General features: G+C 69.9%; 11 protein-coding genes. 1 reads left to right on the top strand and 10 read right to left on the bottom strand.

Annotated elements, in window-relative coordinates; translation table 11 throughout:
* Positions 1–23 precede the first annotated feature (23 nt).
* The 5 genes from IF22_RS0119155 to IF22_RS0119135 are packed head-to-tail and all read right to left on the bottom strand — an operon-like array spanning position 24 to position 5,544.
* Positions 24–875 carry a sugar phosphate isomerase/epimerase family protein gene (locus tag IF22_RS0119155; protein WP_030333870.1) on the bottom strand — a complete coding sequence of 284 codons (852 nt, stop codon included), beginning with the start codon at positions 873–875 and terminating at the stop codon, positions 24–26.
* 6 nt (positions 876–881) lie between these two features.
* Positions 882–2,066 carry an ABC transporter substrate-binding protein gene (locus tag IF22_RS0119150; protein WP_245233673.1) on the bottom strand — a complete coding sequence of 395 codons (1,185 nt, stop codon included), beginning with the start codon at positions 2,064–2,066 and terminating at the stop codon, positions 882–884.
* A gap of 12 nt (positions 2,067–2,078) precedes the next feature.
* The gene (locus tag IF22_RS0119145) at positions 2,079–3,062 is read right to left on the bottom strand and encodes an ABC transporter permease (RefSeq protein WP_030333866.1); all 984 of its coding nucleotides are present in this window, start codon (positions 3,060–3,062) and stop codon (positions 2,079–2,081) included.
* A 2-nt stretch (positions 3,063–3,064) separates the two neighbouring features.
* Positions 3,065–4,036, bottom strand: a complete 972-nt coding sequence (locus IF22_RS0119140; protein ID WP_030333864.1) for an ABC transporter permease — start codon at positions 4,034–4,036, stop codon at positions 3,065–3,067.
* Positions 4,033–5,544, bottom strand: coding sequence for a sugar ABC transporter ATP-binding protein (locus IF22_RS0119135; protein ID WP_030333862.1), 1,512 nt, complete (start codon positions 5,542–5,544; stop codon positions 4,033–4,035). Before IF22_RS0119135 ends, IF22_RS0119140 begins: the two co-directional genes overlap by 4 nt.
* 524 nt (positions 5,545–6,068) lie before the next feature.
* Between IF22_RS0119135 and IF22_RS0119130 the strand changes: the two genes are divergently transcribed.
* A complete protein-coding gene (locus IF22_RS0119130; protein WP_030333861.1) occupies positions 6,069–9,623 on the top strand; it encodes a ThuA domain-containing protein in 3,555 nt (1,184 codons plus the stop codon).
* 129 nt (positions 9,624–9,752) lie between these two features.
* Here IF22_RS0119130 and IF22_RS0119125 read toward each other — a convergent pair whose 3' ends face one another.
* From IF22_RS0119125 to IF22_RS0119105, 5 genes are all read right to left on the bottom strand, one after another.
* Positions 9,753–10,760, bottom strand: a complete 1,008-nt coding sequence (locus IF22_RS0119125; RefSeq protein ID WP_030333858.1) for an aldo/keto reductase — start codon at positions 10,758–10,760, stop codon at positions 9,753–9,755.
* Positions 10,757–11,635 carry an amidohydrolase family protein gene (locus IF22_RS0119120; RefSeq protein WP_030333856.1) on the bottom strand — a complete coding sequence of 293 codons (879 nt, stop codon included), beginning with the start codon at positions 11,633–11,635 and terminating at the stop codon, positions 10,757–10,759. The genes IF22_RS0119125 and IF22_RS0119120 overlap by 4 nt, the downstream gene beginning before the upstream one ends.
* On the bottom strand, positions 11,632–12,393 hold the full coding sequence (gene kduD, locus IF22_RS0119115) for a 2-dehydro-3-deoxy-D-gluconate 5-dehydrogenase KduD (RefSeq protein WP_030333853.1): 762 nt from the start codon (positions 12,391–12,393) through the stop codon (positions 11,632–11,634). The genes IF22_RS0119120 and kduD overlap by 4 nt, the downstream gene beginning before the upstream one ends.
* Positions 12,390–13,415 (bottom strand): (R,R)-butanediol dehydrogenase, encoded by a 1,026-nt coding sequence (locus IF22_RS0119110; RefSeq protein WP_030333851.1) that lies wholly within the window; start codon positions 13,413–13,415, stop codon positions 12,390–12,392. The genes kduD and IF22_RS0119110 overlap by 4 nt, the downstream gene beginning before the upstream one ends.
* 105 nt (positions 13,416–13,520) lie before the next feature.
* The gene (locus IF22_RS0119105) at positions 13,521–14,744 is read right to left on the bottom strand and encodes a mandelate racemase/muconate lactonizing enzyme family protein (protein ID WP_051708622.1); all 1,224 of its coding nucleotides are present in this window, start codon (positions 14,742–14,744) and stop codon (positions 13,521–13,523) included.
* Between the last annotated feature and the right edge of the window lies 1 nt (position 14,745).

The following is a 14,745-nucleotide window of genomic DNA, read 5'->3' as shown; positions in this document are numbered from 1 at the left end:
TGACTGGTAGGAGCGGGCGGCGGCTACCCGAGGATCTCCCGGAGATAGCGCAGGCCGTCCGTGGCGAGACGGTCCTGCGAGGGGGCCAACGGACGCCAGATCGCCGCGGCGGTGGCGATGGTCTCGTTCTCCGCCGTGAACGACTCGATGCAGATCGCGCCCTGGTAGCCGGTGTCCCGCAGGACGGTGAAGAAGCGGGGCCAGTCGAAGTGGTCAGCACCGGGCGCGCCCCGATTGGTGCCGCTGACCTGGACATGCTTGATGTGCGGGCCGGCGACGGCGAGGGCCGCGTACGGGTCGGCCTCCTCGATGTTCATGTGGTACGTGTCGATCATGATGCCGACGTTCGACGGCAGCCCGTCGATCATCTCGACGGTCTGCTCGACAGTGTTGACGACGCTCGTCTCGTAGCGGTTCAACGCCTCGACGCCGATGCTCACGCCCAACTCGCCGGCCCGCTCGGCCACCGGCGCCAGGTTGCGCCGGAAATCCGCGTAGCAGGCCGCGCGGGCCGCCGGCGACATCCGCCAGGTGCGGCCGACCGAGGCGTACGCGGGGCCGCCGACGCATCCAGCGCCGACGGCCGCCGCGCTCGCCACGCAGCCCATGAGGTACGCCACCGTCGACTCGACCACCGCTGGCGCGGCGTCGACCAGTTCCCGCCCCGGCGGGGTGACCGCGCAGACACCGGCGGCCACGAGGCCGTGCGCCGCCAACAGGTCCCGGGTACGGATCGGGTCCCAGTCACCGGGCTGCTCGATCGGCAACTCGACGGCGTCGAAGCCGAACTCGGCGATCCGCGGAATCAGCTCGGCCAGGGCCTTGTCGTCGACCGGCGAGGCCCAGACCCAGGGGTTGACGCCGATGGCGTACATCGGTTCCTACTTCCAGCGCTGCGGGTAGCCGGGCAGGTCGGTGCAGCCGCACATCGCGTAGTGCAGGGGCGGCATGCTCGGGTCGAGGTACTTGTCGAGGTTGTCCTGCGTGACGGTCGGCTGTGGCAGCTTCCACGGGCTGGACACCTGCTTGCCGTCGAGGATCTGCAGCACCGCCAGGATCGGCGTGCGCCACTGGTAGGTCGGGTAGGTCGGTGCGATCGCGGTGAGGTTCTTGTCCTTCCAGATCTTCAGGAAGTCGAGCTGGTCCTCGCCGTTCATCGGCGGAACGGGCTTGCCCGCGTCCTGGAACGCCTCGACCGCCGCGACGGCCGTCGCTCCGGCGTCCATCCAGACCCCATCGATCGTGCCGTACCGCTGGATGTAGTCGTCAACGATCTTCTTGGTCTTGGCCGGGTCGCCGTCGGTGAACTCGACGCCGACGACGTCGACCTTCGCCTTGTCGAACGCCACCTTCGCCGCCGACCAGCGGGTCTCCAGGACGTCGACGCCGGGCAGGATCCGCAGGGCGAGGACCTTGCCGCCGGGCTTCATCTTCTGGCTGACGAACTCGGCGCCGACGTGGCCGAACCCGTAACCGCCGATGGGGTTGATGAACGTCACCGGGCACTTCGTGTTGACCCCACGGTCGAACACGACGACCGGCAGCCCGGCCTTGCAGGCCGCCTCGACGGCCGGGGTGAGCGTGGCGGTGGTGTTCGGCGAGACGATGAGCGCGTCGCAGCCCTTGCCGAGCAGGTCGTTGATGTCCGCGATCTGCTTCTGGTCCTTGCCCTCGGCGTCGACGTGCACGAACTCCTTGATGCGGCTCTTCTGCGCCTCGACCTCGGCCTGCATCGTCTTGAACCCGACCTGACGCCACGGGTTGTTCAGCGCCGCGTTCGAGAAGCAGATCTTGTGCGGGCCGTTCTTCTTGAACTTGGCCGTGTCGACCATCGTCGGGTTGAGCACCTGCTCCCACGGCTTGTCGGCCGGGCCCGTCGGTGCCGCGTCGAGCAGCGCGAGCTCGGCGTCGTAGTCGGCCTGCACGAAGAACTTCGACTGGTCCCCGGTGCCGGAACCAGTGGCGGCGGACGCACTCCCCGAAGGGCTCGCGGCCGGCTCGTCGGTGGCACATGCGGCAACAGACAGCAGCGTGACAGCGGCCAGTGCCGCCATGGAACGTCGCACTATGGTTTCCCCTTATCTGGACGAAGAACGCGTTGCCGAGACCGCCACGGCGAGCAGGATGATCGCGCCCTGGACGGTCGACCTGAGGGCGCCGGAGACGCCGTAGAAATTCATGAGAGCGAACAGCAGTTCGAGGGTCAGCGCGCCGAGCATCGCCCCGACGACAGCGCCGCGACCTCCGCCGAGCGCCACCCCACCGAGGACGACCGCGGTGATCGCACCGAACTCCAGGCCGTTGCCGGCCTGGAACGACACGCCGCTGTAGCCACCCAGGAGGATCGCCGCCACCGCCGCGGCCAGACCGCTGAGGATGAAAGCGAAGGTCCGGGTACGCCACACCCGTACCCCGCTCAGCTCGGCGGTGCGCGGGTTGTCGCCGACGGCGACCAGCGTCCGACCGAAGTCCGACCGCATCAGCAGCACTGCCGCCACCGCCAGGACCACAAGGACCACCAGCGCGTACGGCACCCGGCCCAGCAGCGGAACGTCCTCGAAGGCCCGCCGGCCGAACCGCCGGAACTCCTCGGAGAGCCCACCCTTCGGAGCGCCGTCGGACCACAGGTACACAGCGCCCACGAGGATCAGGAACATGCCGAGCGTGGTGATGAACGACGGCACCCGCAGCCGGGTCGTGACCAGGCCGTTGACCAACCCGACAAGCGCTCCGAAGGCGAGCAGGAGCAGCACCACCGGCCAGGTACGCGCCGGATCGCTGTCGATCAGTCGGGCTGCTACCACCACCTGCGCGGTGACCAGGGACCCGACCGAGAGATCGAACTCACCGGAGACGATCACGAAGTACTGACCGGCGGCGAGCAGGATGATCGGCGCCGACCGCCCCAGGAACGACATCAGCGACGGCGGGGCCAGGAAGTCGGGCTGCCGGATGCCGACCAGCACCACCAACACCGCGAGAATCGCGAGGATCGGCAGGACACCACCGGGACGCACCCGCGGCAACCGCAGCGGCAGGGAACGGGGTTGGACGGTCTGCATGACTAGGCCGCCTTTCGCATGGCCCTGCGGGCGTAGACGGCGACCGCGGCGATGATGATGACGCCCCGGATCACCTGCTTGAAGAAGGCGTCGACCTCAAGCTGGTTGAAGATGGCGTCGATGCTGGCCAGCAGCAGCACGCCGCCGACAGTGCCGACGACGCCGCCGCGCCCACCGGCGAGAGCGGTCCCGCCGATCACCACCGCGGCGATCGACTCCAGGTCGTAGAGACCCTCGGTGCCGACCCGGGGGGCACCCGAGCCGAGCCGACTGGCGAGATAGATGCCGGCGAGCCCCGCGCACATCGAACACAGGACGTGGGCGGTGACGAGGACCCGGTCGTTGCGGACACCGGAGAGCCGCGCCACCTCCGGATCCCCGCCGACAGCGACCAGGTGATGGCCGAAGCGGGTCCGCGACAGCGCGAACCAGGCCGCCGCGGTGACGGCTACCAACAGCAGGAACGACACCGGGACCGGCCCGACACGCTGGTAGCCGAGCGCCTGCACGAGTGCGGGTGCTGTCGTACCGGCCGGACCGTCGTAGCCGTTGTCCAGGTAGCCCTTGAGCAGCAACCCGACCCCGAGCGTCGCGATGAACGCGTTGACCCGGAACCTGGTGACGAGGATCCCGTTGAGCAGCCCGACGCCGGCGCTGACGACGAGCACCAGGCCGATCGCCGGCAGCACCGCACCGTCGCTGCCGTTCATCGTCTCGGCCGCGACGAGGGTGCTGAGGCTGATCACGTACGCCACCGAGAGGTCGAGCGAACCCCCCAGGATGACCAGGGTCTGCCCCACCGCGACCAGCCCCAGGCCGGCGGCGACATGCAGCAGGCTCACCGTCGTGGACTGGTTGAAGAGCTGACCGCCGTCGAGCAGGACGACCAGCCAACCGATCGCCAGGGTCAGGGTCAGGGCCACGAAGACACCCGGTACGGGACGCCGGGCCGGCAGCAGCGACAAAGCGCTCATGCGACGGCCTCACGCGCGGTGCCGACCGCCAGCGCGACGACCTCCTCCTCGGTCGCGCCGGCGGGCAGCTCGCCCGCGACGTGGCCGTCCCGCATGACGACGATCCGGTCACTCATTCCCAGCAGCTCCGGTAGATCGGACGAGATCATCAGCACCGCCGCGCCGTCGCGGGCGAGGCGGCGGACGAGATCATGGATGGCTGACTTCGCGCCCACGTCGATGCCCCGGGTCGGCTCGTCGAAGAGCAGGATCCGCGGGTTGAGCGCGAGCCAGCGGGCCAGCACGACCTTCTGCTGGTTGCCCCCGGACAGGAAGCGGATCTCCTGGTCGTCGCCGGCGCCGCGCACCTCGACGGCGGCCAGCAGCTCGCGTACCCGCAGCGTCCGTGCCGCCCGGCCGGAGCGAGCAGCGAAGACGGCCCGGCTGGCGAGCAGCGCGTTGTCGAGCACCGACTGCCGGGGAACGATCCCCTCGCCCTTGCGGTCCTCGGTGACGTAGGCGATGCCGGCCCGCATCGCGGTGCGGGGTGAGCGCAGCCGAACCGGCCGGTCGTCGAGCGTGACGTCGCCGGTCGTGAACGGCGACACCCCGAAGATCGCGCGGGCCAGCGCGGACCGCCCGGAGCCCTGCAGACCGCCGATGCCGAGCACCTCGCCGGCGCGCAGCTGAAGGTTGACGTCGCGCAGCTTCCGGTTTCCCGCGTCGCGAAGGTTGAGCCGCACCGGGCCCCGGTCCTCGGGGGCGGCCCGGTCCGGGTAGTAGCTGGACAGCTCCCGGCCGACCATGTGCCGCACCAGCTCGTCGCCGGTGGTGTCGGCGGTGGCCACCGTCGTGACTCGACGGCCGTCCTTGAGAACGGTGATCCGACCGGACAGGTCGAAGACCTCGGCGAGCCGGTGCGAGACGTACAGCAGCCCGATGCCCCGCTCCTGGAGTCGGCGCACCAGCCCGTAGAGCAGCTCGACCTCGTGGTCGGCCAGCGCCGCGGTGGGCTCGTCCATGATCAGCAGTTGCGCGTCCAGGGCCAGCGCCTTGGCGATCTCGACGACCTGCTGCTGCGCGACACCGAGCTGCCCCACCCGGGCGTCGGCCGGCAACGTGGTCTCGCCGATCGAGGCGAGCAGCTGCCGGGTGCGCTCCAGCATGCCCCGGCGGTCGACCAAGCCGCGGCGGACCGGCTCGTGCCCCAGGTAGACGTTCTCCGCGACGGTGCGCTCCGGTAGGAGGTTGAACTCCTGGTGGATGATGCCGACGCCGGCCCGCTGCGCGTCGCGCGGGCCGCGGAAGCTACGCGTGGCACCGGCGAACTCGACGGTGCCCTCGTCCGGGCTGTAGCCACCGGAGACGATTTTCATGAGAGTCGACTTCCCGGCACCGTTCTCGCCGACGACGGCGTGTACCTCGCCCGGTGCCACGTCGAGATCCACACCGTCGAGAACGCGTACGCCGAGGAAGGACTTGCCGATGCCTCGAAGGGTGAGTAACGGCGCCGGCCGTGGGTCTGACATCCCGTAAGCCCTCACAGACAGTAGTCATCAACAAGGTTCGATTAGACGTTACGGCCACTTCGCGTTACCGGCTATCGAACTTTCGTAGCTAGCGCTGAATGCTTACGTTCTTCTATAGAGAACATTCTCTTGACATCGACGAAACATCACACGTATGAAGATAGATGTTTGAGTGCTGGTCCGCAATCCTCGACCGGGCCGAGTGCCACGGCCAACACTCTGACCAGCGTCGATGCCCGGGCAAGGGCAGTCGATGGCGCCCGCCGTCCACGAGACCGGACGTCGGACGTTGGGCGATTGATTGACAGCTTTAGATCCCTAGCTCATCCTGACCTCGTGGACCACCCCGGACGAGGACAACGGCCACCGTCACGCTGTGTTACGTCCTGTGGGTCTCACTGCCGTTTCGGCGACGGCACGAGGACAGGCCAGCACGCTCGCGCCCGCCCCCGCGGCCAGGCACGACCTGTCGCAGCGTGGTGCCCGCGGTCGCACCCCCACGCCCGCTCAACCTAGGAGACGGCATGCGTCGCAACACATTGCTCATCTCAGTGATCGCCGGCATGTTGCTGGCGCTCGGACTCGCGCCACCCGCATCGGCGGCCCCGGTCTTCCGGGCCCTGCTGTTCACCAAGACCGTCGGCTACCGGCACGACTCGATTCCCGCCGGCATCAGCATGTTCCAGCAGCAGGCCGCAGCGAACAACTTCGAGCTGGTGCAGACCGAGGACTCGAGCGTCTTCACCGCCAGCAACCTGGCGACCTTCGACGTCATCATCATGTTCCAGACCTCCGGCATGGTCTGGACCTCGGCGGCCCAGCGCCAGGCGGTGGAGGGCTACCTCGCCAGCGGCAAGGGCATCGTCGGCATCCACAACGCCACCGACATGGGCATCGAGTCCGAGTACCCGTGGTGGGACCAGACCATCAACGGCGGCGCCCACATGCCCGAACACTCCCCCGGCGTACTGCAGGGCACCGCCATCGTCGCCGACAAGAAGCACCCGTCGACGTCCAGCCTGCCGGATCGGTGGACCCGCAGCGAGGAGTGGTACAACTTCGACGCCAACCCGCGCGGCAACGTGCACGTGCTGGTGACCGCCGACGAGCGCACCTACAACCCGGGATCACGGGCGATGGGGCCGGACCACCCGATCTCCTGGTGTCGTAACGCCGCCGGCGGGCGGGTGTGGGCCACCGCGATGGGCCACGCGATCGGCTCCTACAGCGAGACGAATTTCCAGAACCACGTCCTCGGTGGTGTCAAGTGGGCGGCCGGCAACCTCGCCGGTGACTGCGGCGGCACCGTCTGGGGCAACTTCGAGAAGCGCACCCTCGACGACAACACAGTCGACCCGATGGCGATGGGTGTGGCACCGGACGGCCGGGTCTTCTACGTCCAGCGCGGCGGTCAGGTGAAGATCTTCAAGCCCTCCACCAACAGCACCGTGACCGCCGGCACGCTCAGCGTCTACACCGGCGGCGAGGACGGCCTCACCGGCATGGCGCTGGACCCCAACTTCGCCAGCAACGGGTACATCTACCTGTACCACTCGCCGGCGAGCAGCAGCACCGACGTCAACCGGGTCTCCCGTTACACGGTCAGCGGTGACACGCTGAACACGTCCAGCGGTGTGACGATCATCGACATCCCGGCGTACCGGGACCGGACCTTCCCCGAGCCCGGCCACACCGGCGGGTACATCAAGTTCGGCCCGGACGGCAACCTCTACATCGGCACCGGCGACGACACGCCCCCGAACCTCGACCCCAACTGGCAGGGCTACGCCCCGCTGGACTGGCGCTCGGGCAAGTCCAACCTGGACGCCGCGCGCAGCGCCGGTAACACCAACGACCTGCGGGGCAAGCTGCTGCGCATCCGGCCCTCGACGAGCGGTGGCTACACCATCCCGTCGGGCAACCTCTACCCGCAGGGCACCGCGCAGACCAAGCCGGAAATCTACGCGATGGGCTTCCGCAACCCGTTCCGCTTCTCGATCGACCCGGCCAACGGCTGGGTCTACCTCGCCGACTACGGACCGGACCGCAACCCGCCCACCACCAACCGAGGGCCCGAGGGCCTGGTCGAGCTCAACGTGATCAAGCAGGCCGGCAACTACGGCTGGCCGTTCTGCCACGGTGACAACCAGCCGTACGCGCCGTTCAACCCGGACACCGGCGTGGTCGGCGCGAAGTTCAACTGCAACGCGCCGGTCAACAACTCGCCCAACAACACCGGCCTGACCAGCCTCAAGCCGGTCGTGGCACCCAACATCTGGTACGGCTACGGCGCCTCACCGACCTTCCCGGAGCTGGGCTCCGGCGGCTCGGCGCCGATGGGCGGGCCGATCTACCGGTACGACGCGTCGAACCCGTCCCAGACGAAGTTCCCGCCCTACTACGACGGCGTGCACTTCTTCTACGAGTGGGCGCGCAACTACGTCAAGGAGGTGCACTTCGACTCCTCCTCGGCGGTGACCCGCACCAACCCGTTCCTGCCCAACACCCGGTTCAACAAGCCGATGGACATGGAATTCGGCAAGGACGGTTCGCTGTACCTGCTGGAGTGGGGCACCAACTTCGGTGGTGGCAACAGCGACTCCGGGCTCTACCGGATCGACTACATCCAGGGCGGTCGGTCACCGATCGCCAAGGCCACCGGCACACCCACCAGCGGTAGCGCACCACTCACCGTCCAGTTCAGCAGCGCCGGCACGGCCGACCCGGACCCGGGCAACACGCTGAGCTACCAGTGGACGTTCGGCGACGGCACCACCTCCACCGCTGCCAACCCGTCGAAGGTCTACACCGCCAACGGCAACTACACCGCGCAGTTGAAGGTCACCGACAACACCGGCAAGACAGGCTTCGCCAACGTCCAGATCACCGTCGGCAACAGCGCCCCGGTGCTCACCATCACCACTCCACCGAACGGGGGCATGCTGACCTTCGGTGACAAGGTGCCGTACCAGATCACAGTGACCGACCCGGACGGCGGCACTGTCGACTGCTCGAAGGTGTTCCTCAACCCGGCACTGGGTCACGACGACCACGCGCACGAGACCACCGAGTACCCGGGCTGCTCGGGGACCATCTCCACCGACCTGCTCGGCGGGCACCCCGACGGCGCCAACCTGTTCTATGTGCTGAACGCGCGGTACACCGACAGCGGCGGCGCGGGCGGGGCGGCCCCGCTCACCGGCACCGCCCAGGCGATTCTGCAACCGAAGCACAAGCAGTCCGAGTACTTCAGCAGCCAGTCCGGCATCCGGGTCGTCGACCAGGCCGCCGCGGAGAGCACCAAGCGCGTCGGTGACATCTCCAACAACGACTGGATCGCGTTCAGCCCGATGAGCCTGTCCGGCATCTCGACGGTCAGCTACCGGCTGTCGTCGCCGTCGGGCGGTGGCACCATCGAGCTGCGCTCCGGCTCACCCACCGGAACGCTGCTGGCCACCACGTCGGTTCCCGCCACCGGTGGCTGGGACAACTACCAGTCCACGGCACCGGTGAGCGTCGCCGCCAGCAGTGGGACGCAGACGCTCTACATGGTGTTCAAGGGCAGCGGCAACAACTGGTTCGACCTGGACTCGCACACCTTCGGCGGCAACGGCGTCGGAACCCCCGGCACCGGCACCGGCACCGGCCTGGCTGGCAAGACCTACACGGTCACCGCGCAGCACAGCGGCAAGCTGATGGACGTCAGCGGGGTCTCCACCGCCGACGGCGCCCAGATCAACCAGTGGGCGGCCACCGGTGGCAACAACCAGAGGTGGCAGGCGGTCGACGCCGGTAACGGTGCGCTCTACCTCAAGGCGGTGCACAGCGGCAAGTGCGTCGAGGTGATCGGCAGCTCCACCACGGCGGGTGCCTTCCTCCAGCAGGCCACCTGCAACAACGGCAACCAGCAGAAGTTCACCGCTACCGCGACCGGAACCTCCGGCGTGTACACGGTGCGCAACGTGCTGAGCGGGCTCTGCGTGGACGTCAACGGCGCATCCACCGCCGACGGCGCCCGGCTGTTGCAGTGGACCTGCCACAGCGCCGCCAACCAGCAGTGGCGGTTCACCGCAGTGTGATCCCGCCGCTCTCGCGGTAACAGCTGACGTCCCGGTCGGGACCGGTCTCCGAGGAACGGAACCGGTCCCGGCCGGGACGTCGTCGTCACCGTCGCACCCACTGGTGGGCGGCAGAGGCGAACGCAGCCGTCAGTCGGGCGGGGCCGGGGAGCGCCGACCGGGCGGCTCGGCGAGCAGCCCGGCCGCCGCCAGGTCCTCCCACAACTCCTCCGGCACGACGACCCCGGACCGTCGCACCGTCTCCGCCACCTGCGCCTCGTTGCGGACGCCGACCACCGTCGACACCACCGCCGGATGCCGGCGGACGAAGGCCAGTGCCGCCTGCGGCAGGGTCACCCCGTGCGTCTCGCAGACCGCGGCGATCCGCCGCGCCCGCTCGATCACCGCCGCCGGCGCCTGCTGGTAGTTGTAGACGGCGTCGGCCGGCGGCCGGTCCCGCGACAGCAGCCCCGAGTTGTAGACGCCCGCGATGACCACGCCCACCCCCCGGTCCTCGGCGGCCGGCAACAGGTCACCGGCGGCGCCCTGTTCGAGCAGGGTGTACCGCCCGGCGCACATCATCACGTCGACGTCGGTCTCCCGCACGAACCGCGCCAGCATCGCCGACTGGTTCATGCCCGCGCCGATGGCACCCACGACGCCCTGGTCCCGCAGGTCGACCAGGGCGGGTACGGCCTCGTGCGCGGCCTGCTCCCAGTGGTCGTCCGGGTCGTGCAGGTAGACGATGTCGATCCGGTCCAGCCCGGTCCGGTCCAGGCTGGCCTCGATGGAGCGCAGGACGCCGTCGCGGCTGAAGTCCCACACCCGCCGATGGGTCGCGGGCACGTCGAACCCGTCGGAGTCCCGCAGGTGCGCGTCCTCGGGCGAGGGCACCAGGAGCCGCCCGACCTTCGTCGACACCACGTACTCGTCGCGCCGCCGTTGGCGCAGCGCGACGCCGAGGCGGCGTTCGGACAGCCCGAGACCGTAGTGCGGCGCGGTGTCGAAGTACCGGACGCCCGCCTCCCACGCGGCGTCGACGGCCGAGGCGAACTCCTCGTCCGTCGTCGCCCGGTAGAGGTTGCCTCCCTGGGCCGCGCCGAAGCCCAGCTCGGTGAGACGTGTCCCCGGCCGGCGCGGCAGCGCACGCGTCATCATGACGTCTCCAGCCCGTAGGCGCGGCGTGCCGTCGCGCCCCAGACCGACGCCTGGTCGGCCGCGTCCTGGCCGTCCAGCAGCTCCGCCACGGTGTCCACCCACCGCTGGTACGAGCTGGCGAGCAGGCAGACCGGCCAGTCCGAGCCGAACATCAGTCGGTCCGGCCCGAACGCGTCCAGCGCGTCCTCGACGGCGGGTCGCAGGTCCCCCGGCGTCCAGGCCGAACCCGGCACCTCCGTCACCAGCCCGGAGAGCTTCGCCGTGGTGTTCGGCGAGGCCGCCAACGACCGCAGGCCCCGGCTCCACTGCGCCATCTCCGGACGACCGATCGCCGGCTTGGCCAGGTGGTCGAGGACGAAGCTCACCTCGGGCAGGTCGCGCGTGAGGCGCGCGGCCATGGGGAGCTGGTGCTGGCGTACCAACAAATCGAAGACGAGGCCGGCGGCCCCCACCGCGGCGATCCCCCGGCGGACGTCCGGGCGGTCCAGGTACGCCGGGTCGGTCTCGGACTGCACGAGGTGGCGGATGCCGACGAGACGCTCCCCGCCCCGAGCGGACCGTAGCCGGTCGAGGCGCTCCGCGACATCGTCGGCGGTCAGGTCCACCCAGCCGACGACCCCACGGATCACTGTGTCCTCGGCCGCGATGCCCAGCAGGTCCACCGTCTCCGCCACCGAGGGAATGGACTGCACCACCACGGTCGCGGTGACCCCGGCCGCCCGTGCCAGCGGCGCGAGATCGGCGGGTTCGAAGTCGGCGTCGATGGCCGCCATGGTCACCGGGTCGATCCACGACTGCGGGTGCCGGGCCCGGACCCAGAGGTGGTGGTGTGCGTCGACGATCCCGGCGCGGCCGGGCTCCGGTGCGCCCGTCATCGGCCCAACCAGCCGCCGTCGACGGGCAGCACCACGCCGTTGACGTAGTCCGACGCGGACGACGCCAAGAACACCGTGGCGCCGCCGAGATCGTCGGCCCGGCCCCACCGCCCGGCCGGGATGCGGCCGAGGATCGCCTGGTTGCGATCGGGGTCGTCGCGCAGCGCCTGCGTGTTGTCGGTGGCGATGTAGCCGGGCGCGATGGCGTTGACGTTCACCCCGTGGGCCGCCCACTCGTTCGCCAGCGCCTTGGTGAGGCCGGCCACGCCGGACTTCGACGCGGCGTAACCGGGGACGGTGATGCCGCCCTGGAAACTCAACAGCGACGCGGTGAAAACGATCTTCCCTCGGCCGCGCTCGACCATCGTCCGGCCGATCTCCCGGCTGAGGATGAACTGGCTGCTGAGGTTCACTTCGATCACCTGGTCCCACATCTCGTCCGGGTGCTCCGCGGCCGGGGTCCGGGCGATCGTGCCGCCGTTGTTCACCAGGATGTCGACCGGTCCGAGCGCGATGATGTCGCGGGCCAGGCGGTGCACGGCCGCCCGGTCGCCGAGGTCGGCCCGCAACGCGGTGAACCGGCGGCCGGCGGCGCGCACCCGACGCTCGACCTCGCTGCCGTCGGCTTCGAGCTGCGCGGAGACGCCCACGATGTCGGCACCGGCCACTGCCAGCGCCTCGGCCATGGCGAGACCGATACCGCGCCGCGCCCCGGTCACCACGGCGGTCCGTCCGGACAGGTCGAACAGGGCCGTCACTGGTTACCCTCCCGCACGTCGAGCAGCACCTTCATCACGCCGCCACCCTCCAGCGCCGCGAAGGCTGCGCTGGCCGACTCGACCGGCTCGATCCGGGAGATGAGCCGCTGGGCCGGGATCGCACCCGAGGCGACCAGCCGGATCGCCTCCACCATGTCGTCGCGCTGATACAGCCGGGCGCCGAGGAGCTCCAGCTCACGCCAGAAGAACCGGTGCAGGTTGACCTCCCGGGGCTGGGGGTGGATCGCCACCATCACCAGCCGCCCACGGGTGGTGAGGACGTCGACCGCCGTGGTGACACCGGCGGCGGAGCCGGACACCTCGAAGGCGATGTCGGCGCCCGCGCCGTCGGTACGGTCGTTGACCAGCGCCACGACATCGGTCGACAGCGGGTCGACGGCCTCGACCCCGATCCCTTCGGCCACCTCGCGGCGGAACGGGTCCGGCTCGACGAGGAGGACCCGCGCGCCACGGCTGCGCGCGACGGTGGCGATGAGGACGCCGACCGGTCCGCCACCGACGACGACCACCTGGTCGTCGGCGGTCACGTTCCCCCGGCGTACGTCGTGCACGGCGACCGCCACCGGCTCGACGAGCGCCGCGTGGTCGAGGGGCAACTCCTGCGGAAGTGGCAGGACCAGCTCCACCGGCACCGTCCAGGACGACTGCATGGCACCCGGTGAGTCGATGCCGAGGAAGTTCATGGCGTGGCAGACGTGGGAGTTGCCCCGCTGGCAGGCGGCGCAGCGTCCACACGGCCGGGTCGGCATCACGGTGACCGGCTGACCGACCTCCCAGCCGGTCACGCCCTCACCGAGGGCCGCGATGCGGCCGGACATCTCGTGCCCGATGACGGCGGAGTCACCAACCCGGGCGTCCATGTCGCCGTGGTAGATGTGCAGATCCGTACCGCAGATCCCGGTGTACGCCACCTCGATGCGTACCTGACCCCGGCCCGGTGGCTCCGGGTCGCGGTGCTCGATTCCGAGGTTTCGCGCCCCCCGGTAGACGACTGCCTTCATCGTTCCTCCGTCTCGACGGTCGGTACGTCGGTCGTGCCGACCGGGCATGGTCGTGGGTGCACCGCCGTCGCGATGCACCCACGTCTCCCTGTTCTGTCGGTCAGCTCAGTGCCGTGCGGTCGGTGACACGTCATTGTGGGGGTGCAGCGACGTGACCGGCACCTGACGTGTGGGGATCACCCCGTCGACACCGGCCAGCAGCCGCCGACCGGCCCGCTCCGGCCGGACGTTGGGGCTGTCGGCCGTCTGCGCCTGCGGGCGGCGGTTGGCCGCCCGGATCCGGTCCTCGTCCACTCGGACCCCCAGCCCCGGTGTGTCACCGAGGATGAAGGCGCCATCCTCGACGTGCAGGTCGAGGGAGACGCCGACCGGCGGGTGCAGGTCCTGCAACTCGCTCGTCAGGTGGTTCGGCACCGAGGTCGCGGCGTGCAGCAGCCCGATCGGGCTGTTGCCGATCGGGCTGACCGGCAGGTCGTGGGCGTGGGCCAGGGCGGACGCCCGCAGGAAGTGGGTGACCCCCCAGACGGCCGCCATCTGGACGATGTCGACAGCGCCGGCGGCGATCAGCGGACGGTACTGTTCGAGCCCGGTGAGGTTCTCGCCGGTGGCTACCGACGCGGACACGCCCCGGCTCACCGCGGCGAGACCCTCGGCGTCCCAACGCCGGACCGGCTCCTCGATCCAGATGAGATCCAGCGTACGTTCCAGTTCGCAGACGTGCCGGACAGCCTGCTTGCGCGTCCACGCCTCGTTGACGTCGAGCATGAGGCCCGGCCGCTGCCCCTTCCCGGCCTCGGTCAGGACCTCCTTGACCAGCCCGAGGCGGCGCCTGTCGTGCTCGATGTCGAGCCCGCCCTTGAGCTTGGCCGCCCGGAGGCCGTGGCTCGCGTAGACCTCGTACTCCGCGACGAGTTCGTCGTCGGTGAGCCCGATGTCCAGACCGGACGCGTAGGCGGTGACCCGCCGGTCGCTTCCGCCCAGCAGCCGCCACAGCGGTTCGCCGGCGGCCTGCGCCTTGATGTCCCAGAGCGCGGTGTCCAGCGCGCCGATGGTGCCGAACACCGGCCCCGCGTGGCCCGCCTTGAAGGTGTGCCGCAACATGCGGTCGTACAGGGACGTCACGGCACGGGGGTCTTCGCCCTCGACGGCTGCGAAGATCCGCTCTATCTCGACGTGCGGCCCGAGGCCGATTCCCGAGATTCCCTCGTCGGTGTCGACGATGACGATCGAGACGGGGACCACCCCGTCGGCGAACACCCCGTTGGCGTCGCCGACGGGTCGCCCCCACTCCTGGACCGTCGTGAGCGTCCGATATCCCGTGATCCGCATG

The organism is Micromonospora parva, from assembly GCF_000718515.1.
GTDB classification, from domain to species: Bacteria; Actinomycetota; Actinomycetes; order Mycobacteriales; family Micromonosporaceae; genus Micromonospora; species Micromonospora parva.
This window is presented reverse-complemented; position numbering and strand designations above follow the sequence as displayed.

Excerpts from the sequence above, each read along its gene's own strand:
- IF22_RS0119110 (WP_030333851.1), bottom strand. The coding sequence starts at position 13,415 with ATGAAGGCAGTCGTCTACCGGGGGGCGCGAAACCTCGGAATCGAGCAC.
- IF22_RS0119120 (WP_030333856.1), bottom strand. The coding sequence starts at position 11,635 with ATGACGGGCGCACCGGAGCCCGGCCGCGCCGGGATCGTCGACGCACAC.
- IF22_RS0119155 (WP_030333870.1), bottom strand. The coding sequence starts at position 875 with ATGTACGCCATCGGCGTCAACCCCTGGGTCTGGGCCTCGCCGGTCGAC.
- IF22_RS0119130 (WP_030333861.1), top strand. The coding sequence starts at position 6,069 with ATGCGTCGCAACACATTGCTCATCTCAGTGATCGCCGGCATGTTGCTG.
- IF22_RS0119105 (WP_051708622.1), bottom strand. The coding sequence starts at position 14,744 with ATGCGGATCACGGGATATCGGACGCTCACGACGGTCCAGGAGTGGGGG.
- IF22_RS0119135 (WP_030333862.1), bottom strand. The coding sequence starts at position 5,544 with ATGTCAGACCCACGGCCGGCGCCGTTACTCACCCTTCGAGGCATCGGC.
- IF22_RS0119125 (WP_030333858.1), bottom strand. The coding sequence starts at position 10,760 with ATGATGACGCGTGCGCTGCCGCGCCGGCCGGGGACACGTCTCACCGAG.
- IF22_RS0119145 (WP_030333866.1), bottom strand. The coding sequence starts at position 3,062 with ATGCAGACCGTCCAACCCCGTTCCCTGCCGCTGCGGTTGCCGCGGGTG.
- IF22_RS0119140 (WP_030333864.1), bottom strand. The coding sequence starts at position 4,036 with ATGAGCGCTTTGTCGCTGCTGCCGGCCCGGCGTCCCGTACCGGGTGTC.